This is a genomic window from Acidobacteriota bacterium (genome assembly GCA_016196035.1).
GTDB lineage: Bacteria > Acidobacteriota > Blastocatellia > RBC074 > RBC074 > JACPYM01.
Window position 1 is genome coordinate 62,536 of sequence record JACPYM010000107.1, and the last position, 23,204, is coordinate 85,739.

Sequence of the window (23,204 nt, forward strand, 5' to 3'; positions counted from 1 at the left end):
GTCGGGTTGGCCTCAATCGGCGGCCATGCCCAATACGGGCAACGCGCGTTTGGCGTTTTGTGGCGGCGTTGCGAGCGCGGCAGCGAGATGTTGCAGGCCATCGTCAATGTCTTCGGTTTGTGCTCTAACGAGCGGCGGCACCTCGGCGATTTCGATGGAACGCAACGTGATTTTGCGGCTGGCGTTGCGATATTCGCCCCACCAGACACCGGCGACATTCGATTCCTGCCAAAACGTATGCTCCGCGCCATCAAAGGTGATCGTGAGGTTGCCGCGCCCCAGCACTTCGTCGAGATAGCGCGCATCGTCGTCGGTGAGCGGAAAGTTCAGAATGTTGAGCGTGCGCGTTTCACCACGTTCGCGCAACGCTGCCAGCGCGTGCTTGATTTCCGTGAGTAACGGGATGGCATTCATCAATTCCATTTGGTCATGTCTCCCAATTGGGCAAGTGAACCAGCAGGAGAGAGATTACGGAACAGACGGAATGAACGGAACAAACGGAAGCGTCCGCAGGCAGTCGGTTCCGTCTGTTCCGTTATTTCCGTTTGTTCCGTAATCTCCCTTCCTTTCCTTTGCTTGACCCATTCCCCAGCTTTGCACGTGGGTTTTGATTTGTTCGACGACTTGGGGAATTGCTGCCGCCACTTCGTCGCTGAGCGGCGCGGCCCATTCGTGATGTTTGGGCTGCACGCCAAAAAAGAGAAACTCGCGCGGCGTTTCGCCCAACAATTGTAACAACGCCAGCACTTCGTTGAAACCGATCTGATGTTCAGAAATCTTATGCCGCAATTTGGCGGGCACTTGCGCCGCGTCGAGCTTGACGATTTCGCCGGGCTGACCGCCAAAGGCAATCGCGTCGGCGACAATGATGTGCGTGCGGCCTTGCAGGTACGGCAACAGATAAAGGCCTTGCGAGCCGCCGTCTACGATTTCGATGTCGTCGAGCGTGTCTTTGAGTTGGCGCGCGACTTCGACGCCGAAACCATCGTCGCCGAGCAGCGGATTGCCAATGCCGAGCACGATAGCGTTTAGTCTTTTTTCCACGGGATGAGTTTCTCTTGCCAATCGGACGGACGCGATTTGTAACCGGTGATGATCGAAGAGATCAGTCCGCGCTCGGTCAGCACTTCGTAATAAATCACGAAGCCGATGTGATGCACGGCGAAACCCAGGATCAGCCACATCGTCAACCGGTGCAGCCCGCGCACGCTCGCTTCGCCACCCAGGAACGGAATCACCCAGCCAAAAAACATACTCAGCGTGCCATCAGGGTTGATCGCGCCTTTCATCGCAAAGCCGGTCACCGAGATGAACGCGCAGGCCAGAAAGAGCAGCGTGTAAGTCAGCGACGCCAGCGCGTTGTGATCAAGTGTCGGCGCGTAATGGCCGATGTAACGCAACGATAGGTATTCGCGCAGCTTCCACCAGACTTCGCGCCAAAACGAGGCTTGCCACAAATGAAAGCGGAACCAATGGCGATAGGTCTTGCCGCCAAAAAACCAGTACACGCGGAACAGGCCGTTGACGCTGAAAAAGACGGCGGCAAGGAAGTGCACGTTTTTCATCGTCGCCATCGTGCTGGCAAAGAATGGCTCGTCTACGGTGGGGCGATAAAACGGCCCGCCGATGTAAAAGCCCGTGAAGACCAGCGCGATCAGGCAGACAAAATTGAGCCAGTGCCCGGCGCGCACGGCGCGATCCCAGACGTAATACCGCACCGTCTGTTCGGTGCGCGTGCTGCTCGCCGACACGATTTGGGAAGGAAGAATTCTTGCGGCCATTGTTTCAATCCTCCAGCGAACCTCCAGCGAAAAGGCCGCCGCAGATGAACGCAGAGTCACGCGGATTCAAGCCATGCTTTTCCCACGAAGTAACACGAAGTAACCACGAAGAACACCGTTCAACCTGTCCCCCCCTGTGTGCTTTCTTCGGGTGCCTTTGTGGACGAAACCCCTTTTCTATATCCGCGTTCTTCCGCGTCTATCTGCGGCTACTTTTTCATTGCACTTCAACACGCACAAGCTCGTTGCCTTCGGTGTCGAGCACGTGCGTTGAACACGCCAGACAAGGATCGAAGGAGTGAATCGTGCGCAGGATTTCGAGCGGCTGTTTCGGGTCGTGCACCGGCATGCCGATCAGCGAGGCTTCAAACGGCCCGTGCTGCCCGCTGGGGTCTTTGGGCGAACCGTTCCAGGTCGTCGCGACGACGCATTGGTAATTCGAAATTTTCTTGTCTTTGATTCTCACCCAATGCGCCAGCGCGCCGCGCGGTGCGCTGTATGTGCCCACGCCTTTCAGTTCGGTGTCGGGCCAGGTGGACGGATCCCATTTCTCGGTGTTGGCGGTTTGGTAATCGCCCGCCTTGATGTTGGCGACCAGTTCGTCGTGCAGCGTTTTCATCAGGCGCACGGCGCGTTTGGTTTCGAGTCCGCGCGCCAGCGTGCGACCCAGCGTAGAGAACAGCGCCTCCATTGGCACGTCGAGTTGTTTCAACGCCGCGTCCACATCGGCTTTGACCTCTTCGTCGCCGTGCGCGTAAGCCAACAGGATGCGCGACAAGGGGCCGCCTTCCATCGCGTGGCCTTTCCAGCGCGGGGCCTTCATCCACGAATACTTGTCGCTCATTTCCAGAAATCCCCACGGCGGTTTGGGGCCGTTGTATTTCGGTTCGGTCTCGCCTTCCCAAGGATGGACTCCTTGCTTGTCGCCGCCCGCGTATTGGAACCAGGAATGCGCGACGAATTCCTGAATCTGTTGCGGGTCGCGCGGGTCAATCTCGAAAATCTCTTTGAGGTTGTTGTTGAGAATCGCGCCGCCTTTCCAGCGGTCGGTTTTCTTGTCGCCGGGCACGGTCGGGAAATCGCCGTAATCCATAATGCCCTTGTTGCTCAGGCCCGCGCCCCACTTCGCCCAGTCTTTATAGAACGAAGCAATCGCCATCAAGTCGGGCATGTAAACTTGCTCGGTGACTTCTAGTGCCTCGTCAATTTTGGATTTGACCAGGCTCAGGCGGTCAATGTTGAGCGCGTCGTTGTGGTTGGGATTGATCGCGCACGGCATACCGCCGACCAGCACGTTCGGATGCGGATTTTTGCCGCCATAGACGGCATGGATTTTGACGATCTCTTTTTGCCAAACCAGCATTTCCAGATAGTGCGCAACCGCCATCAGGTTGGCTTCGGGCGGCAGCTTGTACGCCGGATGCCCCCAATAACCGTTGGCGAAAATGCCAAGCTGGCCGGATTCGACAAACTTCCTCAGCCGGTTTTGCGTGTCGGTGAAATAGCCGATGGAGGCTTTCGGCCATTTGGAAATCTTTTGCGCCAGTTCTGCCGTAGCCTTGGGATCGGCCTTGAGTGCCGAGACCACGTCTACCCAGTCCAGCGCGTGCAGGTGGTAGAAGTGCACGATGTGATCATGCACTTGCAGCGTCGCCATCATCTGGTTGCGAATCAGATTGGCGTTTTTCGGAATCACGATGCCCAGGGCGTCTTCGACGGCGCGCACCGAGGCGATGGCATGCACGAGTGTGCAGACGCCACAGATGCGTTCGGCCAGCGCCCAGGCCTCGCGCGGATCGCGTCCACGCAGGATGATTTCGATGCCGCGAAAGAGCGCGCTCGTGCTCGACGCATCGCTGATGACGTTGTCGTCGCCGACGACGGTCTGGATGCGCAAGTGACCTTCGATACGCGTAATGGGATCAACGACGATACGTTGTGGCATGACTCAGGCCTCCTTTCCGGGTTCGGCTTCTTTGTGTGCGTCTTCTTTGTGCGAAGCCTTCTTAACCGCCGAAGCAACCATGTGCGCCGCTGTTGCTGCCGCTACGCCACCCGCGAAGACTTCGCCGACGGTATCCGCCGAGCCGAGGCCCGGCAGCGGCACACCGGCGACGTGCTGATAGAGCGGATTGCGATCCCAGTAATCCGGCTCGGAACAACCCAGGCAAGGATGGCCGGATTGAATGGGGAAGCTGGTCGCATCGTTCCACTTCGTCACCGCGCAGGCGTTGTAAGTCACCGGGCCGCGACAACCCATTTTGTAAAGGCACCAGCCTTTGCGCGCGCCTTCGTCGTCGAAGTTTTCGACATACATGCCCGCGTCGAAAAAGGCGCGGCGATAGCACTTGTCGTGAATGCGCTGGCTATAAAACACGCGCGGACGTTGCAAGCGATCCAGCACCGGCAGCGTGCCAAAGGTCACCAGATGCACGATGGTGCCCATGATTACATCTGGGATGGGCGGGCAACCGGGAATGTTGATGACGGGTTTGTCGGTGATGAGTTTGTGGACGGGAACGCAGCCGGTGGGATTGGGTTTGGCGACCGTGACGCAACCAAACGACGAACACGAGCCGACACAAATCACGGCCTTCGCGCCTTTGGCGGCTTCTTTGAGCGATTCCAGCGCGGTCACGCCGCCGACGGTGCAATAGATGCCGCCGTCCGCCGTCGGCACTGAACCTTCGACCGCCAGAATGTAATTGCCAAAGTTTTCTTTCATGCCGTTGCGCATGATTTCTTCGGCTTGATGGCCTGCCGCCGCCTGAATCGTTTCCATGTAATCCATCGAGATCACACCCAGCAGCGCATCGCCCGCGAGCGGGTGTGATGATTTGATCAGAGATTCAGAGCAGCAGGAGCAGGCGGCGAAATTGAGCCAGTAAATGGGCGGGCGTCTGACGGTGTCGAGCGCCTTGACGACTTGCGGCAGAGCGGAGCTTTCGAGTCCGAGGAAGGCAGTGGTGGTCGCGCAGAAACGCAAAAAATCACGGCGCGAAACCCCGTGTGCCCGCGCGGCCTCATAAAAGGTAGCGGCTGGCATGGTTCCTCCTTGATAGGGCTTGATGCGGTGCGGATGCCATCGCCCGGCACTGACGCAGGGCGAAACTTTTACTGCTGTTGCGAATGAAATAAGCGGAAAGTGTGTGCGACTTTTTTCCACTGGCAATCGCTGTTCCGCACCGTTGGCAAGAGGAAAGTGGGGGGAAGCGCCCACGGGTGGCGTGAAATTCCGCGCGGGTCGGGCAAAGTCCTCAGCGGATAATTTCGACCGAGCAATGCGCCTGAGCCAAAATCGCCTGCGAAACCGAGCCGATCAGCACACGTTCCAAGACGCCGTGGCCGTGCGAACCAAGCACGATCAAATCAGCGGCCCAGTCTTCGGCTTGTTTCAGAATGGTGCTCTTAGCATTGCCGATAACGATGTCTGAACTGACCTGCAAGGGCGTTGCTTGCAAGACGGCCTCGGCTTGCTCGATAGCCACGCGGGCACGCTCTTGCAACTCGTGGAGCAATTTCAAATAGTGACTGTCAGGTACCAGCCAACTGCCAGGTGTGGGCGTCAGGTGCATCTCAACGACCGCCAAAATCTTTACTGCGCTGCCCGCCGGCCAAGGGCGCGCGGCGATATTTTGCACGGCGGCTTCACTGCTTTTTGAGCCATCTGTTGCCAATAGAATTTTCATAGCGATTCCTTTCTGTATTCACAGCCAATTTTGCTCACAGCCAGCGTTGCAAGGTTTGCGCGATTTCGGTTTGCGAACGCACGCCGATTAGGCGCTGCACTTCGCGACCCGCTTTGAAAACCAGCAACGTCGGAATGCTGTTGATGCCAAAGCGGCGCGCCGTCTGCGGGTTTTCATCCGTATTGAGTTTGGCGACGAGCGCGCGTCCGGTGAACTGCCCAGCCAACGTCTCGATCACCGGCGCAAGCATTCGGCACGGCCCACACCACGGCGCCCAGCAATCCAGCAAGACCGGCATAGCTGAATTTTCGACGGCGCTGGCAAAGCTGGCATCCGTTACGATCAATGGCACGGTCAATGGCCCCGTTTGCAAGGGCAACGGATTTTTGCAACGGCCACAGATGGGCGCTTGCTGTTGTTGCAACCGCTCCAATGCGACGCGATTGTGCGCGCCGCACTGCGGACACGAAATCAATTGTGAGCGTTCTGCCGACATTCAATCACCCCTCTTCGTCAGGATTCATCCGCACGAATCATACCACTCAGCAGTGGTTGCAAAGCGTATACCAGCCCCCGCCACGGTTTGTCAGCAAGCCCCGCACCGCCAAAGGAAAAGGCGGAGAGAACTATGTTTCCCTCCGCCCAGACAAACTTTGTTGTTAAGGCTGCTTACTTGAGCGTGCGCAGATATGCCACGATGGCCCAACGCTCTTCATCGCTGAAACGCACGCGGTTGGAGGGCATGGGCGTTTTGCCATTGGTAATTTTCCAGAACAGTTCGCCATCGGTATTGGCTTGCACCATCTGGCTGGCCAGATTGGTCGGCGCGATGGGCTGGCCGTCGCGTTTGAGTTGGGCGGACATCGGCCCATTCCCTTTGCCCGCGCTGCCGTGGCAATCCAGGCAGCGTTGCTCATAGAGTTCACGACCCAGTTTGATCATCTCAGGCCGGTTTTTGGCCGGATTGTTCAGCGCCGCCGCTTCAGCGGGCGCGGGCCATTGCTGTTTGATCTTGCCGTTTTCCATTGTGACGGTCGGCGTCGGGCGCGGTTTGAACGGATCGGGCGTCGGCGTCGGCAGGCGCGCCGGGCCGACTTCCAGCGGGAAATCGCCGATGCGGCGCGGCTTAGGGCCGGCAGGATCGGTCTCAGGCCGTTTTCCGGCGTTGGGATTGTTCTGCAAAATGGTGGCGTTCGCTGTCGTCATCACTGTGGTTGCGGAGGGAACCGGCGCGGCAGGCGTTGGAACCACGCTGCCGGTGGCAGGCACAGGACTGGCCGTCGCGACCGAAGCAACCGCAACCGGCGAAACAGCGGGCACCGGTGCGGTAGCCGGGTTCGCCGGTGAGGCCGCCGCGCCCGGACTGGCGTTCCCCTGTTCAGAGACGACGCTCGAATCCTTACAAGCCGCAGCCAGCCCCAACAGCAGCAGCGCGCAACTGCTGAAAACCACGCGCTGCCAAAGTGTGTGTTTGTGCGAGTCAGTGAAATGAATCTGCATGAATTCCTAAATGCCTTTCCTAAAAATGGGCCTACAAATGGAGATGATCGCAGGCCTGTTGAAGACCTGCTTTTGCCGCTCCCCTTTGTAGTAGCGAATTTATTCGCGCTGTCGCGCGGTAGCGCGAATAAATTCGCTACTACAAGGGAATGCGCCCATCAACTCGTGTGTTCTTTATTCAACGTCGGCCCGGCGCACAGCCGTTGTCTCAGTGGCCCCACGCCAGCGTCGCCACGCCCGCGGCGGCGGCGAAATCTTTGAAGGCAGCGCTCGGTTCGACCCGTAAGCCGACTTGCGTGGGATCGAGCGAGATGGCGCTGTTTTCGAGCGCCGATGCCAGCACTTCGCGAAAACGCTTTTGCTCATAGGCGGTGCCGAGCGTGAGCATGCGCGTCAGCGTGGCGGGGCCGCTTTCGGGCATCAAGCGGTCGCGATAAAAGACCAGCAGCCGGTAAAACTCATCTTCGCGCTCTTCGGGCGTGCAGACGACTTCGCGCACCAGAATCGGCTCGTCGCCGCGCGTGATGACGGCGTCAAAACCGTTTTCATTCAGACTGACCAGCGCCTGATCGTCGCTGAAACCGGTGCGCAATAACCACTGCGCTTCGCCCAGCGCCTGGGGCAGCAACAATCCGGCTTTCCAGCCCAGTTGGCTAAAAACGCGCTCGTATTGTTCGGCCACGCGTTCATGCACCGCCGAAGCCAGCCAGAAGCTGCGGCCATTGAAATCGCTGAGCCGCTGATGATCAATGCGCAATTCGCTGAGCTTGCTGCCGACGCTGCGTTCGATCTTCCAGGCGATCATCTGCTCCAATTCGCGCCGGCTTTGCGGCAAAGTATCAAGCGTGAAGACCAGGCTGCGCGCGCTGCCTGACGGCAGCGTGACGGCCACACGGCGCGCGCGGCGTTGCCCGGCTTGCGTGGCGGTCTCGCGCAATTTGTCCAGCAAATCGGCTTCGTTGGTGATATTGAGTTCGGTGAAAGAGGCTTGGATTAAACCTTTCGGCAAGCGCGTCACGCCCAGATTGACCGGCTCGAACTCTCCGCTCCGGCGGCGCAAGGTGGTCATCGCCACGTGCGTTTCAGTCAGCGCGACCGCCGTGCGCGGCCAAGCAGGCGCAGTCAAGGCTTTCCAAAGACTGGAGAAAATTGGGATATTTGCCATAACTTGAAAAGGTTGAGGGATGAAGGTTGAGGGATGAAGGATAAAAGCGGAAGGCTGTCTGTCTTCCCTTCTTCATTCCTTATCCCTCATCTCTTTGGTTCAGTATTCGCTATAGGGTTTGCCGTTGCTGTCGGTGCCTTCAGCGCCGCTTTTGACGTTGCGGATGCCCGCCGGGGCGTCCGGCGAGAGCTTTTCACTTTCCATTTCGATCTGCCAGGTTTCGCTGGATTTGGTGATGGCGTCTTCGGGCAGCGCGCGCAGATAACCGGCGCTGACGAGGTCTTGCAAACTGGGCGGGGCTTTTTCTTTATCCACCGTGTATTTGTCAATCGCTTCGCGCATCACCCACAGGTCATGGATCAAGCGGGTTTCACGCGCGCGTTGAATGTTTTTCAGATACGTCGGAATCGCCACGGTCGCCAGAATCGCCAGGATGGTCATCACGATCAGCAATTCCAAAAAGGTAAAGCCGCGTTGGCTACGTAAGCGGGGTTGCCGGACGCGCGCGTTTCCAGGCAGCAAATTGTTCAGCTTTAGCTTCATTACCACTCTTTGTATTTCGTCCCGTTTAACGCCGTCTCCTGGCTTTTGCTGAAAACGTCATAAACGTGTTCGCCATCCCAGGAATCTTCTTCGGGCTTTTGAAAAGAGGAGCGCATGCCCCAGCAGTCTTCTCCCTTGCACTTCCTCATCGGATCGCGCGGGATCTCACGCAAAAAATACATCTTCTCGCCATTGATCGCGCCGGGCACAGGCAAGCCTTTGGTCAGGCATTCCAGTTTCATCGGCCAGGCATTGTGTTTTTGCAAATCAATGCAATCCGACTCCAGCGCAAACAACGCGGGATTCTGACTGCCGTTCCGGTAGTACCGCTGGAAGTGATCAATGGCGTGGCGCAATTTCTGCAAATTCGCGTGCAATTCCTCTTCGCGCTGCCGTTTGATGCTGTGCTGCAACATCGGCACAGCCATGCCCACCAGCACCGAAAGTATGGCCAGAGTGATAATCAACTCCAACAGCGTGAAGCCCTGTTGCTCCCCTGTTGCCGTTGAGCGCCGTCCCGTTTGCCAGCGCACCAGCCGTTGTATTGACAAGCCTGCCTTCATCCGCAAATTTACCAGTCCTTATAACTCGACCCGTTCAAGGCCTTGCCGTCGCTTTTTGAGAAAACGTCAAAGATGTCCTCTTCGGCGCCCGCCTCGCCGCTGGAAGAAGACGTGCCCCACTCAAAGTTATTGGTCATGGGGTCGCGCGGCAACCGGCGTAGGAACCGATGAATTAAATCTTTGTTCCGGGCGTCCGCCACGCCGTCCACCAGACATTTCAGCGTTTTGGGATAGCAATAGGGCGGCGGGCTGTAGCACTCGGTTTCGAGCTGGGTAAACTGCGGGCAAGTCCGGTGAAAAGTATCTATCGCCATGCGGATTTCCCGCAGATTTTGGTGCAATTCCGTTTCGCGCCGGCGCTGAATCTGATTGCGCGCCACCGGAATGGCGGCTCCCGCAACCAAAGCGAGCACCGCCAGGGTCACGATGAGTTCCAAAAGAGTAAACCCACGTTGCCCCTGGGCTGTCCGGGCCTGCCGCAGGCGGGGCATAAAGCGCGCGCCCCACCCACAGCCCAAACATAGCGCAGTGATTGTTTGCTTCAGCTTCGTTTTCATGGCCTGCCCAGAACGCTTAGCGGATGATCGTCAGCCGCGCCGGTGTCGCCGTAATTACCGCCAGCGCGTTGTTGGTCAGCTTGATCTGGGATTCGCCGCATTCGAGCGTGACTTCCGCCGGCCCCTCGGCCAGCGCGGTAAATTCGATGACCAGCAAACGGCCCGAGGCTTTCCCGGCTTTGCCATTGGCCGTGCCCGCGTTGATGACCAGCAGGCCATTTTCGACGGTGTGCGTAAGGTCGGCTTGTTTGCCGAGCATGTCGCCATCGCGCACGGACTTGACCTGCAATTTGGCCGGATCGAAGCGCAAGGCCAGATTGGCACTGGTCAGCACCGATTGCGCATCCACTTGCAGCGTGACGGCCACCGTCTTGTTCAACTGCACGCGGGACTGGGCGGCATTCAAACTGAGCGCGAGCGTGCCCGCCTTTGGCGCTTCGATACGCAGCGGCGTGGGCGCGCCCGGCTGCTCAAAGGAACCGTTGGCCGCCGGAGCGGGTTTCACTACGGCGCGCGGCACTGCCGGTTGCGCACCGCCTTGCGGCCCAACTTCCATCGCAGGTGGGGTGGCAGCTTTGGAAACTGGTTGCTTGCTCGCCTTTTTGGCCTCTTCCTGTTCCTTGAGCATTTTCAGCCGTTGCTCCTGGATCCATTTCTCGACGTTCGCGGGACGCACCGCCCCGACGACCTGCGCCGGTTTGATCTCCGGTTGCGGATTTTCGGTGATGTCCGTCGGCTTGTCGCCTTCGACGCGGGGTTGGCCGGGCACGACGCCGACCGGGCCATTCGGGCCGACCTCGGCCCCCGGCTGGATCATTCCGTTCGGATTGGCCGTCGGATTGGCCGTCGGATTGGCCGTCGGATTGGCCGCGCCACCGGGCAAGGTTGGATTGACGCCGCCCGGTAAGGTCGGATTCGCCGCGCCGCCCGGCAAGGTCGGATTCACGCCGGAATTGTTGAAGAGCGCCGGATCAGGAATCACCGGATTCGGCTCGACCGGCAGCGGCGGCGTCACATCGGCCTGTTGCGTCGGCGGCGTATTGTAATTCTGACTTGAACTGTTCGGATCGCCTTGAATGACGATGCTCTTACGCGGCGGTTTGGCTTCGCCGTTGCTATTGCCGACCGGCTGGAAGGTGTTCGCCGTCCCCGAAGGCCCGGCGGGCAGTCCATTGTCGGGCATGGGATTGCTGGCATTGCGCACTGTCGGGGCCGCATTCGGAGTCGTCCCTGGCGCGATTTGCGCGGGCGTTTGCGCGACGGTGTTGGCGGTCGGATCAACCGGCAGGCCGCGCTCTTGCGCGATCAGCCGCCGCTCCTGCTCTTCTTCCTGCTGCACGCGGAAGAGCACGTCTTCAATGCTTTGCGAGAGGCCCGAACCGCCCCCGCCCGCATTGGCCAGCGAACCCGCCAGCCGCGCCAGATTGTCTTCCTTGGTGATTTCGGTGGAACGCACGATGTGCGGCGTCACCGTGATGATGATGTCGGTCTGGCGCGTGTCCTGGTTCGGCGTCGTGAACAGGCGTCCCACGATTGGGAGCATGCCCAACACCGGAACGCTGGCGCGCGAATCGCCTTTGGAATCCTGCGTCACGCTCGCCACAATCGAAGTCACACCGTCTTGGATACGCGCCGTCGTGCTCAGCGAACGTTGCGTGAAATTCGGCGTCAGGGGGTCGGCGCCCGCCTGCACGTCCGACGTTTCGATCTTCATCTTCAATTCGACATAGCCTTCGTTGGTGATCTTCGGCGTCGCCTCAATCACCAAACCTACGTCTTTGTATTGAATGTTGTTGAACAAGCCGCCGCCGTAGCCGCTGGAGCCAAAGCCATTCAACGCGCCGGCCAGCGTCGGGTTGGCCACGCCATTCTGTCCGGTGCCATTATTGCCATAACCGCCATTGCCATAGTTCTGGCCCAAGCTAACCGGCACGCTGCGACCCACCTTGGTATTGTTTTGCTGATTGTCCAGCGCGTGAATTTGAATCTTGTTGAGCAAACGTGAATGACCTTTGGATTGCAGCAGGCTGAGCGTGGTCGCCGGCAACCCGATCAAGCCGCCCACGCCGCCGAAGGGGTTGAAGGTGGTGCCCGCCAGGGCCACCGCGCCGCGCGCGATACCACCCAGATTGGCGAGGGAGGAAGTCTCACCGGCATTGTAGTACTTGGTTTCGCCCGTGGTTTTGTCCACGTAAGAGCCTTGCACCGTCAGCCCTTTGTCAGAGGCAAGCTGGTTGCCGATTTGCAGCTTGGTGTCGTTGGAGACCTCGTAAATCTCTACGTCAATCACGACTTCGCTGACGTTCTTGTCCACGCTCTCAAGGATGTCCTGCACCAATTGCAATTCGCTGGGCGTGCCTTTCAGAATGATCATCTTCTGATCTTCGATGGTGCCGACCGGGCGGCCCGGAATGAGCGAATTTAAGACGTTGCGCGCATCGGCGATTTTGAGATTGCCCAGATAGAAGGTCTTCACAGCCGCCTTCTCAAACTTCTGCTTGGTCTGGGTATTGTCGGCATAGACCAAAATCGTTTTGCGATCCACCTGTTCAAAGGTCATCTTGTTTTGCATCAGGATCAGATCGAAGGCCTTGGCCATGGTCACGCCCCGTAACTCCACCTGAATTTTGCCCTGCACGCGCACCGATTCATCAAACAGCACGTTGAGGTCGAGGCTGCGCGCGAGGTTCTTGACGCAATCCTTGAACTCGATGTCTTTGAAAATAATGTCCTGCACCAAATCCTTGCTGCGCGGCTTGCTGGCGACGGTGACCTCATTGCTAATCGGCTTGATGTTGCCGGTTTTCGGATTGTATTGGTATCCCGACAGGCCCAGCGCCTGATCCCGCTGGATTTCCAGCATGCTGCGCATCTTCAGGCTCGCCATTTCATTGCCCGGATCGTAACCGAGCGCCAGACGATAGGCATTGTAAGCGCTGGCGTAATCGCCTTGTTTGGCCAGTTCATCAGCGCGTTTGGAGAACATCAGCGAGGCATTTTGCAGTGAACGCGCATAATGCAGCTTGTATTCGGCATTCTGCGGCTCGGCGGCCACGGCCAAGGCGAATTGTTGCGCAGCGAGATCCCATTGCTGCAACTCTTCGTGTTTGAGGCCCTCTTTGTAACTCTTTTTGCCCGACTTGCCATCGGCCAAGGCCGTCACCGCCGTCACCGGCAACACCAGGCAGCACGTGAGTAGCACTGCCAAAAACTTATGGACTGTGGAATTAGTTTTCATAACTGACCTTCTTCTTCCGTGACTTGTTCTATGTGTGTGTAACCCGTTGAGACGGGCTTGCCCATCGCCATATCCGTTGCCGGGCCTGTCTTGCTCATGCAAAGCAAAAGTGATCGGGGTGCTTTATTGTGAGAGGGGATGAGTCGGGTGCAAAAGCCGGGCGTAATTTAGCCTCAACCACCGCCCGACTGCAACCTTTTGCTGGTCTGCTCAGAAACCTCTTGGGCCAGGTTTCTGCCAGGCCAACTACTTCATCTCCTCGACAAACGTCACACGATTGATTTCGTGCAGCGTCGTTTGCCCTTCAAAAACCAAACGCAAAGCCGATTGGCGTAACGTGCCGAGACCTTCCGACTCCGCCACGCGGCGCACTTCGGAGCCGGGTTTGCGCGCGATAATGAGTTCGCGAATGTTGTCCGACATATCCAGCAATTCGTGGATCGCCGTGCGGCCACGATAGCCGGTGTGGTTGCAAATCTCGCAACCGACGCTCTTATAAAAAACCTGTTCCTGATATTTCGCCGACCGCAGGCCCGCTTCGACAAATTCGGCTTCGGTCGGCGTATAACGTTGCTTGCAACGCGTGCAAAGCACGCGCACCAGCCGTTGCGCTAGTACGCAATTGAGCGCCGAAACGAAGTTGTACGGCTCCACGCCCATGTTGATGAAGCGCCCGATCACGTCAATCACGTTGTTGGCGTGCACAGTGGTGAAGACCAGGTGGCCGGTCAACGCCGAGTTGATGGCGATCTGCGCGGTTTCATTGTCGCGGATTTCGCCTACCATGATCTTGTCGGGGTCGTGGCGCAGAATCGAACGCAGCCCGCGCGCAAAGGTCAGCCCCTTCTTCTCATTCACCGCGATCTGGGCGACGCCGCGCAATTGGTATTCGACCGGGTCTTCGATGGTGATGATCTTGTCTTCGTCGTTGCGAATCTCGTTGAGTGCGGCATAGAGTGTCGTCGTCTTACCCGAACCGGTCGGCCCCGTCACCAGCACCATTCCATAAGGTTCGAGAATGAAGCGGCGGAACTTGGCCAGCAGCTTCGGATCGAAGCCGACGACTTCCAGCTTCAGGTCTTTGAACTCTTCGTTGATCTGCTCTTTGTCGAGAATACGAATCACGACGTCTTCGCCGTGCACGGTCGGGATGATCGAAACGCGGAAGTCCACTTTGCGGCCCTTGATGCGCATACGAAAGCGGCCATCTTGGGGCACGCGGCGTTCGGCAATATCGAGTTCCGACATGACCTTGATACGCGAAACGATGGTCAGGTGGTGGCGCAGATCAATCGGCTCGCCCGCTTCGTAAAGCGCACCGTCAATGCGGTAGCGCACGACCATGTCGTTGTCGCGCGTTTCCATGTGAATGTCGGAGGCGCGCTTTTCGAGCGCCGTGAAGACCAGTGTGTCAACCAGTTTGATGATCGGCGAAATCTCAGCGTCATTCGATAAGCGGTCGAGATCGAGCACCTCTTCGCCGTGCTCAGTTTCTTTGATGAGCGAAGCGCGGAAACCTTCGGTCGCCTCATTCAAGACGCGCTGCGAGGCGTCACCCTTGCGCAACACGCCTTCGATGGCGCTCCAGGTGGTGACTTCGACCTTGATCGCCGAATGCAACTGGGCTTTCAACTCATCCAGCAGGTTCAGGTCGGAAGGATCGGCCATTGCAATCACCAGATGGCCGTTCTCGCGCCGCAGCGGCACGAATTTGCTGCGCAACATCAAATCCACGGGCAAGGATTGCACCAATGCATAATCCACCGGCGTCGTGTCGAGATTGACGTAGTCCAAGCGGTAACGTTGCGCCAAGCGTTCGGCCTGGACTTTTTCGTTGACCAGCAAAGCTGCGGAATTGATTTGTTCGGTTGCTGCTGCCATTCGTTTCTCAATTGTTTCGTGAGCGCCGCGCGGTTCCAATTTCCAGTCTCAAATTTGAAATTGGAGCTTGCTGCTACTGCCCGGCGGCATTCACCATCTGCAACATCGGCATGTAAATCGCCAGTAGGATTGTCACCACCACACCCGCCATGCCGAACAAAATCGCCGGTTCGATAAAGGTCGTCAGTTGGCCCAACTTGACTTCGGTTTCAGCGTCGTAAAAACCCGCCACTTCATCCAGCATCTCGCGTAACGAGCCGGAGCGTTCGCCGACACCGATCATATCCACTGCCAGTTTCGGCACCCAACCGGCTTCGTCCAGGCTTTCCGTGAACGGTTTGCCCTCACGAATCTTGCCGAGCGCGGGTTCGGTGGATTTGCGCAACTCGTAATTGGTGACCGATGAGAGCGCAATTTGGAAGGATTCAACCAGCGTAATACCACCCTGCAACAAGGTCGCCAGACTGCGCGACATCTGCGCCGTCGTCATCTGCTTAATCAACTCGCCAACCAGCGGGATTTTCAGCACCCAGCGATCCAGGGTACGCCGCCCGTTTTCCGTCTTGCGCCATGAGAAGAGCAGGAACACCGTGATTGCCAGCGCAGGCGCCAGCCAAAAGATGTTCTCTTGCATCAAGGTCGAGATCCCGACCACAAAAACCGTAATCGGCGGCAGCTTGCTGCCCAGGTTGTCGAAGATGGAGGTAAAGCGCGGAATGACGAACGTCGTCAGCACCGTCACCAAAACGCCCGCCGCACACAGCAAAATCAACGGGTACGTCAGCGCGCCGCGAATCTTGCGCCGCAGCGCGACAATAGATTTGGTGTATTCAACGTAGCGGCGCAACACATCGTCCAAATTGCCGGAGCGCTCGCCCGCCAGAATCGAGGCCGTATAAATCTGCGGGAAGGTGTCCCCCTGCGCGGCAAAAGCTTCAGACAATGCAATACCGTTTTTGATGCGCCCTTCGACATCGGCCAACACCAGCCGCAATTTCGGATTGGGCGAATGCTGGCGCAACATTTGGATGGATTGTAGGACGGGCAGTCCAGCGTGCAACAACGCGGCCAATTGCTGATTGAAGAGCAAAAAGTCGTCGAGCTTGATCTTGATATTGCGCGTGCTCGCACCGCCCACGCGCACACCATTAACCATGCCCGAAGTTGCCACCGAAAAAATGCGGTAACCTTCGGCTTGCAGGCGCTGGCGCAATTCCTTTTCCGTCAGTCCTTCGACGGTGCGCGTCACAATTTCGCCTGCCGGTGTACCCAGTTTGCAAATAAATTCTGCCATCGTGCTTTCTATTCTGCGGCTCTGGTAGCTGTCCCAACTCTTGCGGAAATGAGCATTGCTCTTTCAAGCAAGCTCAACGAATATCACAACAGGGCAGTCACGGGTAGGTTCGGGGAGCAGGGCTGATGCAATTCGGGGGGCAGTCCGGGAAGACCTGAGGTCGCTGTTTGTCTCGTGTCAGTAATTCAGTCTCTCAATTTGCTTCAGCTTTGTTCTTCGTTTGCTTGATCGGCATCAATACACACTTTGCCCAAACCCAGGAGACGTCCGGTCTTTCACGCCCTGACGTATAGAAGGTTTCAGAAAGTTTCTGAAAAACTTTCGACCCAACTTTTAGAGCCTTGTCGTAATGGCGACGTTTGAGCAAAGCGGCTGAACAATCAGCCCAAACAACAGGGGAAAAACATCGCAGCCACCTTCACGGCGGCGGCGTGTTTTGGTTCCGAAATTCTTCAGTGGCATAGAGAAATCGCGGCAAGCGCCACGGCCAGTTCGTGAAAGCAGAATGGGGTGAGGAGCGTACACGAACCAGCCGTAGCGTGCTGGCACCAAAATCATATTGAATGGTTAGAACCTGCTGCCATAGCGTTGATGATGGAAGCAGGCGACACAACTCGCACATGGGCTTAATGAATAGCCTGGCGATTGAACCGCAAACCTTGATCCAGTGAAATCAACTAATGTTTTCAGTCCGCGTCAGCAACACCACACAGTTGTATTAACCCTAGCGCAACTATGCCTAGCGCAACTATGCAGGCTCTTTCGGAATGCAAATCAGGAAAGTGCTTGGCAGCGAAGGTTCCGCTTTCGACGTCTCGTTTATTGAAAGCCCGATGAGGTTCGCCACTAACACGCGGCGCATTCTATTGGCTGCCCGCGCTGACAGTCAACCGCGCTGCACTAAACGTCAGGAACGCGGGATAAAACCCCGGTGAGGGCCGCCATACAACCGCTAGAAAAAAATCCGCGGCTCGTGGTAAGCTGTTGCCGCATTCCATAAAGGCAACAGTCACGCTGATGGATTGGTCCTTCCGCTACTGTTGCCGCGCTAACTTTAAGAGCACGCAATATTCGGCGCTGCCCGGAAGCAACAACAACCAGGGATGCTCCCGAAGCGTGCGCTCAAGCAAGAACCGCTCGCTACTATTTCCGGTATTGTTCACAAAGGAAGCAAACGTCAAGTGAGTCCGGCTAACCATGAGATAACTCGATACCCAGAGTCTGAGGTCGCGCTGTCGTTTACGCTTGAGACCGGCAGTGCGGCAGCCCATTCACGCCCGACCATCAGCAATCCGGCGAGCAAGTTGTTCATTAGTTTTGTCGGCGGGTTGTGTGCGGGGCGCGACGGCGTCGTGCTGGAAAAAACCGAAGCCGTCTTTGGGCGTGGCGACGATTGCGATGTAAAGCTGGATGGAGACACGGTGTCACGCTATCACTGCAACATCAAACGCATCGGCAATGCGTTTCTAGTCGAAGACACCAGCCGCAACGGCACTTATCTGAACGGCGAGCGTATTGCGGCGGCGCAGTTGCGTGATCAGGATCAATTGCGCGTGGGCCAAAATATCCTGCTGATTCATCTCTCGTCCAGCGCCGGTACAGGCGCGCTGGCCAGCAAAAACACGACGCCGAACTTGCTGCCGTATCTGCTGGAATTAAAACCCCACATCGTCATCAAGGGTTTGGAAATTGGCGTCACCCAGCCGTTTGGCGAAGACCGCATTACGATTGGCCGCCGCAGCGACAATCATCTGGTGTTGGATTACGACAACATTTCGCGCCAGCACTTGTGCATCGAACGCAAAGACGAGCAATACATCGCCACCGATATGGGCAGTTCCAACGGCACCTATCTCAACGACCAGCGCATTCAATCCGCTCCGCTCAGTGATGGCGATTGCCTGCGCATTGGCAATTACACGCTGACGGTAAAATTGCGCGGACAGGATTGCATCTTAAGTTTCAAACAGATCACCAAGACCTGACCATTGCGGATTGTGGATTGCGGAGTGCGGATTGACGCGCCGCTTGAAATCCGCACTCCGCAATCTGAAATCTAAAATCCGCAATCGCTAGCATTTCCATTCATGATCGGGCGCACCATCGGTAATTACGAAGTTGTCAGCCAATTCGGCGAAGGCGGAATGGGAGAGTTGTATCTGGGCCGCCACACGCGCCTCGCCCGCGAAGTTATCATCAAAACCATCCGCACTGAAGATTTCAGCCCGCGCCAGATCGAACATTTGCGCACGCGCCTCGAACGCGAAGCTTTCATCCAGTCGCAGCTCGAACACCCGAACATCGTGCGCGTCTACGATTTCATCGCCGAGGCCGAGTCAACGTTTATGGTGATGGAATATGTGCAAGGCCGCGATTTGCGTAAGATGATCGCGCGCGAGACGGGCCCCATCCAGGCGGCGCGCGCCATCCGCCTGTTCAAACAGGTGCTGCGGGCGATTGATTACGCGCATCATTTCATCTACACCGACCAGCAAGGCAAAAAGCACCAAGGCATCATCCACCGCGATCTGAAACCCGCCAACATTTTGATCACGCCTAACGACATCGCCAAAGTCACCGACTTCGGCATCGTCAAAGTGCGCGGCGTCAAAGGCGGCACGCAGATGGGCTTCAATCCCGGCACGCCCGAATACATGTCGCCCGAACAGGCACGTGGGCGCGAGTTGGATCACCGCTCCGACATTTACTCAATGGGCGTCGTCTTCTTTGAAATGCTGACTGGCAATGTGCCCTTCTCCGACACAGGCGACGGCACTTCGGATTACGAAATCCGGCGCGGGCACATCGAATTGCCGCCGCCCTCGCCGCGCCAGTTCAAAGCCGATCTCTCGCCCGAACTCGAAAAGATCGTGCTCAAGTCGCTGGAAAAAGACCCGGATGACCGCTATCAAACAGCGCGCGACTTTTACCTCGTGCTCGAAGAGTTCGAACGCAGCGGCAAAGCCGATTTCGCCAAAGTCGCCGCCGTCCGTTCGACCGTCGCCCAAGCCGAACAACGCGGCACCGGCGTCGCCATCATTGATGTCACCACGGTCGGGTTTAACGAAAGCCACACGGGCATACTGGGGCATGAATCAACAAGTATGGGGAACGGCTCGCTCAGCGCTTATGGAGCAAGCGTGGCGGATGGCTATCAGCGTTCGCCGCTGCCCGTGGTGAAGACCAAAGAAAGTGACCAGCGTCCGTTGATTATCAGCGTGGCGGCGTTGGTGTTGTTGACGGCGTTGGCGGGCTGGTGGATTTACCGGCGAAGCCTCAGTACCGTAACAAATGGCAGTGAAAACCCGCCAAAACTTGTCGTACCAGTCGGAATGAAAGTGGTGCTTGGCAGCGAGTTCAAGATGGGACGTGATGACGGTAACGAATTCGAACGACCTGCGCACAACGTACAAGTCGCCACTTTCTATATTGATGAAAAAGAAGTCTCGAATGAAGACTACGAAAAGCTAGTGCAAGCTGGGCAACTCAGCGCGCCTAAAAACTGGATTGGAGGCAAGATTCCAGCAGGCGAAACCTACTTCCCTGTCAGTAACGTAAACTGGCACGAGGCAGATGCTTATTGCAGCAAGTTGGGTAAACGATTGCCGACAGAAAGCGAGTGGGAATATGCCGCGCGCGGCAAAGAGGGTTTTCTCTATCCTTATGGCAACAAGGATTGGCAGCCAGAATATTCCAGCGCCTCGCCTTCGCCGGACAAGATCGGCAAATTGATCAATGTCGGCAGCTATCCCAAAGGTGCGAGTCCGTTCGGCGTGCTTGATCTGGCCGGCAACGTGGCGGAATGGACAGCGAGTGATTACGAACCGTACCCAAACAGTCCGGCCAAACGCGACCCGGGCAAGAAAGTGATTCGCGGCGGTTCGTTTATCAATCCCCCAGCCGAGCAACGAACAACCGAACGCCGCTGGCTAGAACCACAGGAAATCCGCGATTACGTAGGCTTTCGTTGCGCCAAGTCAGCCAATTGATTTCTTGCCGCGAAGCTACTACTCTCCCCGCCGATGAAAGCTTCGAAGTTTCTTGCCCAAGCAATCCCAATTTTCATCCTCCAGCTATGCAGCGCGGCCTCTTTGCTGGCGCAACGTGATTATACTGTCGTCCGGCCACGCGAACGGGCAGCAACGGAAAAAGTGACGCTCAACCGGCGCGCCACCCAAGCTACTAAAGGCATTCTGGCGGTCGTCTTGCAACCAGTCCTCGCCGCCAAAGTGGTCGTCACCGATGCCAAAGGCAACATCATCGAGCAGACCAACACCGATAATGTTAAGGGCCAGGCCGAGTTTGAATTGCGGCGTGGCGCCAGTTTCACCGTCAAAGTTACCGCGCCTGGTTATCTGGCGGCAGAAACCAAAGCCAAGGTCTTGAAGAGCACCAACATCGTGCCGCTGTCTCTGATTGCCCAATTCGCTCGCATCGAATTACCCGGCGCACCAGTGGGCGCGGAGATTTTCATTGATGGCAAGGCGCGCGCGCTGGCTGACCAAAGTGGACGTGTCATCATTGATACCTTGGAACCAGGCGATCATACGCTGTCGGTGCGCCATCCTGAATACAACGATTACGTCACCCGGCTGGAAAAACTCGAAGCAGGCACGAGCATCAACTTGCCGCTCAACACGCTGTTGACCAAGGTCGCCAAACTCACGATTCAATCCCAGCCCAACGCCACTGTGCTGATTGATGGCGAATTCCAGGGCCGCGTCAATGCCAACGGCCAAGTGCAAATTGATTACCAACTCGCCCAGGCGGCTGAGCACACGATTGCCGTTGAATTGCCCGGCTATCACCCCTGGTCGCGCAAAGAAATGCTCACGCCCGGCCCGCGCAAGCTGGAAATCAAACTTGATCCGATTGTGACTTCGGCAGGCATTACGGATGGGTTTGCCAATCTGGCACAGTGGAATGCGCCCGCGACCTGGAAGATTGCCAGCGAGAAAAACAAAGAACTGGACACTAACAAACTGCAAGTCAGCGGCGCGACGCCGGGCATTTTGAAGGAGAAAACCTATCGCGATTTCGATGTCTCATTCACGGTCTGGCTGAAAGATGGCAAGGGCGCGAGTTGGGTCGTGCGCGCGGACAAGACCGGCCGCAGCTATTACCTCTTCCACCTGAGCGGGCCGCAAGCCGGCGAACTGAGGCCGCGCCGCCTCTACACCTACCGCGTGAGAGACGGCGTGACCAGCGAAGTCGAAACGCCCATTCCGCTCACGATTGAATTCAAAGAAAACGACAGCTACTACATCACGGTCAAGGTGCGCGGCAATCAGATCCAACACAAGCTGGCCGTAACCTCCACCGCCGACGAAGACAAAAGTGGCGCGAGTTACACCGACACCTCGAATGACAAAGACCTGTTTCTGTACGGCAGTTTCGGTTTTGTTTCGTTCAAAGGCGAGGTCTTCTTGGTGGACGATCTGTTGCTTGACCCCGTGAAAGAGTGAGGCGCAGTTTGAACAAAGCCACAACATTTGTCGTAATCTGACGCGGCGGCAAGCGCACCAATCATCAAGCGCTCGCTCCCTCCAACCATGAACACCAAAACCACTGAAAAACAGCGCCGCAAAGCAGCCGCAAGGCAAATGATGGAAGCGCGCGGCCAAGGCCCGGCCCCGCTTGCTACCTGGTTCAAACAACATCTGTCACGCCGCAGTTTCGGCAAAGGACTGGCCTGGACAGCGGCGCTCACGGCAGCGGGTCTGGCCGTGTATCAACTCACCGATAGCGACCCAGAAGTCACGCTGGATTCGCTCGAATTGCAGCGCAAATCCGGCTGGAACATCGGTTCGACCGACAAAGTCCTGGCCTTTGACGGCTCGGTTGCGGCAGACAGCCAAAGTAAATCGTGGTCGGCCTATGATCCCAATTATCTAATTTCGATCTATCAACCGCGCAGCGCCGCCTGGCAACCGTTCTTTGTGCCGACGTTGATTCAGTCGCTCGGCCAGACCTCGCTGCAAGCGCAGATGCGTCCGATCAGCACGCCGCAAATGGCTGATGCTTATGGCCGTGCGCAAGGCCTGCGCGAACTCATCAGCCAAGCGCAAAACGCCAATCAAACGCTGATCATCGCCGACCTGCCGGGCACGCAATCCGTCGCCCTGGGCGCGGCCCTGGCCGACACGGCGGAACTCGTGCCCGGCTTCGACAACTGGCCGCATCCGCTCGGCGTCGTCAAAGCGCACGAGACGCTCGGCGCGCTGGTCTATTACGCCAACGAAATCGCTGAGAAGAAAGCCAAGCTTAAAGAGAATGCGCCGGCAATGTTGCTGCTCGACAGCAACCGGTTGACGCCGTATCAGGACGAAGACACACAATTCGACAACCGCTTTCTGGCCAAGGTGCCGCCCGCCGATCAACTGAAACAGCGCGGCATTCAAAACATCCTGTATGTCGTCAAAGACGGTTCGCAGCAAAGCGAACTTGATGACCTCAACGACGATTTCGTCGAATGGCAAAAGCAAGGCATCGGTGTGCGTCTGTTGCGGCTGAGCGATTTCCAACCACTGGACGAGGAGATCGAAAAGAAAAACACCGATGGCACTGCCGCGCGCGTGGTCGAACGGCATTATTACTACGGTGGTAGCCCGCTGGCGCATTGGTGGTTTTACAGCCACTACTACTACACGCCCTATTCGTCACCGATGTATTATCGCGGTGGCGGTTACGTGCCGATGTCCAGGCCTACAGGGCCCGCCCCCAACTTCAATCCGCCCAGCTATCGCCCGGTGACGCGCCCAACGATGTTCAGCGCCGCCCGCGTCGGCGGGACGAGCGGTGCAGGCGTCGGCAAAGCGCGTCCGAGCGGCTTTGGCCGCACCAGCGTGCGCATGTCCGGCGGACAGGTAACGGGTGTGCGTTCCGGGCGGTCAGGTTCGTATGGGCGCGGGTTCGGCGGATTTTTTGGCGGCTGATCCGATTGCAGATTGCAGATTTCCCCACTGACCACCAATCACTGACCACTGACCACTG

General features: G+C 57.4%; 19 protein-coding genes. 4 read left to right on the plus strand and 15 right to left on the minus strand.

Going from position 1 to position 23,204, the window contains the following annotated elements:
* Positions 1-12 precede the first annotated feature (12 nt).
* The 15 genes from HY011_30055 to HY011_30125 all read right to left on the minus strand — a co-directional run bounded on the left by HY011_30055 (position 13) and on the right by HY011_30125 (position 16,211).
* Positions 13-423 carry a hydrogenase expression/formation protein gene (locus tag HY011_30055; GenBank protein MBI3427194.1) on the minus strand — a complete coding sequence of 137 codons (411 nt, stop codon included), beginning with the start codon at positions 421-423 and terminating at the stop codon, positions 13-15.
* A 45-nt stretch (positions 424-468) separates the two neighbouring features.
* Complete coding sequence (locus HY011_30060; protein MBI3427195.1) at positions 469-1,044, minus strand: hydrogenase maturation protease; 576 nt, start codon at positions 1,042-1,044, stop codon at positions 469-471.
* Entirely contained in the window at positions 1,029-1,781 is a 753-nt protein-coding gene (gene cybH / locus HY011_30065; GenBank protein MBI3427196.1) for a Ni/Fe-hydrogenase, b-type cytochrome subunit, read from the minus strand. Before cybH ends, HY011_30060 begins: the two co-directional genes overlap by 16 nt.
* A 217-nt stretch (positions 1,782-1,998) precedes the next feature.
* The gene (locus HY011_30070; protein ID MBI3427197.1) at positions 1,999-3,726 is read right to left on the minus strand and encodes a nickel-dependent hydrogenase large subunit; all 1,728 of its coding nucleotides are present in this window, start codon (positions 3,724-3,726) and stop codon (positions 1,999-2,001) included.
* Positions 3,727-3,729: 3 nt separating this feature from the next.
* Positions 3,730-4,827, minus strand: coding sequence for a hydrogenase small subunit (locus HY011_30075; protein ID MBI3427198.1), 1,098 nt, complete (start codon positions 4,825-4,827; stop codon positions 3,730-3,732).
* Positions 4,828-5,038: 211 nt separating this feature from the next.
* Positions 5,039-5,470, minus strand: a complete 432-nt coding sequence (locus HY011_30080; protein ID MBI3427199.1) for a universal stress protein — start codon at positions 5,468-5,470, stop codon at positions 5,039-5,041.
* A gap of 34 nt (positions 5,471-5,504) precedes the next feature.
* Positions 5,505-5,966 carry a thioredoxin gene (trxA, locus tag HY011_30085; protein ID MBI3427200.1) on the minus strand — a complete coding sequence of 154 codons (462 nt, stop codon included), beginning with the start codon at positions 5,964-5,966 and terminating at the stop codon, positions 5,505-5,507.
* 173 nt (positions 5,967-6,139) lie between these two features.
* Positions 6,140-6,970, minus strand: coding sequence for a c-type cytochrome (locus tag HY011_30090; protein MBI3427201.1), 831 nt, complete (start codon positions 6,968-6,970; stop codon positions 6,140-6,142).
* Between the two features lie 208 nt (positions 6,971-7,178).
* Positions 7,179-8,135, minus strand: coding sequence for a hypothetical protein (locus HY011_30095; GenBank protein MBI3427202.1), 957 nt, complete (start codon positions 8,133-8,135; stop codon positions 7,179-7,181).
* Positions 8,136-8,234: 99 nt separating this feature from the next.
* Positions 8,235-8,678, minus strand: a complete 444-nt coding sequence (locus HY011_30100) for a type II secretion system protein (protein ID MBI3427203.1) — start codon at positions 8,676-8,678, stop codon at positions 8,235-8,237.
* Positions 8,678-9,229: a prepilin-type N-terminal cleavage/methylation domain-containing protein gene (locus tag HY011_30105; GenBank protein ID MBI3427204.1), complete on the minus strand. Its 552-nt coding sequence runs from the start codon at positions 9,227-9,229 to the stop codon at positions 8,678-8,680. The genes HY011_30100 and HY011_30105 overlap by 1 nt, the downstream gene beginning before the upstream one ends.
* 20 nt (positions 9,230-9,249) lie before the next feature.
* Complete coding sequence (locus HY011_30110; GenBank protein ID MBI3427205.1) at positions 9,250-9,678, minus strand: general secretion pathway protein GspG; 429 nt, start codon at positions 9,676-9,678, stop codon at positions 9,250-9,252.
* A 136-nt stretch (positions 9,679-9,814) separates the two neighbouring features.
* Positions 9,815-13,036: a hypothetical protein gene (locus tag HY011_30115; GenBank protein MBI3427206.1), complete on the minus strand. Its 3,222-nt coding sequence runs from the start codon at positions 13,034-13,036 to the stop codon at positions 9,815-9,817.
* A 246-nt stretch (positions 13,037-13,282) separates the two neighbouring features.
* Complete coding sequence (locus HY011_30120) at positions 13,283-14,917, minus strand: type II/IV secretion system protein (protein MBI3427207.1); 1,635 nt, start codon at positions 14,915-14,917, stop codon at positions 13,283-13,285.
* A 73-nt stretch (positions 14,918-14,990) separates the two neighbouring features.
* Positions 14,991-16,211 (minus strand): type II secretion system F family protein, encoded by a 1,221-nt coding sequence (locus HY011_30125; protein ID MBI3427208.1) that lies wholly within the window; start codon positions 16,209-16,211, stop codon positions 14,991-14,993.
* A 1,181-nt stretch (positions 16,212-17,392) separates the two neighbouring features.
* On the opposite strand from HY011_30125, the gene HY011_30130 reads away from it, so the two are divergent.
* From HY011_30130 to HY011_30145, 4 genes are all read left to right on the plus strand, one after another.
* Complete coding sequence (locus tag HY011_30130; protein MBI3427209.1) at positions 17,393-18,196, plus strand: FHA domain-containing protein; 804 nt, start codon at positions 17,393-17,395, stop codon at positions 18,194-18,196.
* 102 nt (positions 18,197-18,298) lie between these two features.
* Positions 18,299-20,200, plus strand: coding sequence for an SUMF1/EgtB/PvdO family nonheme iron enzyme (locus HY011_30135; GenBank protein ID MBI3427210.1), 1,902 nt, complete (start codon positions 18,299-18,301; stop codon positions 20,198-20,200).
* A gap of 102 nt (positions 20,201-20,302) precedes the next feature.
* Entirely contained in the window at positions 20,303-21,676 is a 1,374-nt protein-coding gene (locus HY011_30140) for a PEGA domain-containing protein (protein ID MBI3427211.1), read from the plus strand.
* 138 nt (positions 21,677-21,814) lie between these two features.
* Positions 21,815-23,146 carry a hypothetical protein gene (locus HY011_30145; protein MBI3427212.1) on the plus strand — a complete coding sequence of 444 codons (1,332 nt, stop codon included), beginning with the start codon at positions 21,815-21,817 and terminating at the stop codon, positions 23,144-23,146.
* The last annotated feature ends 58 nt before the right edge of the window (positions 23,147-23,204 follow it).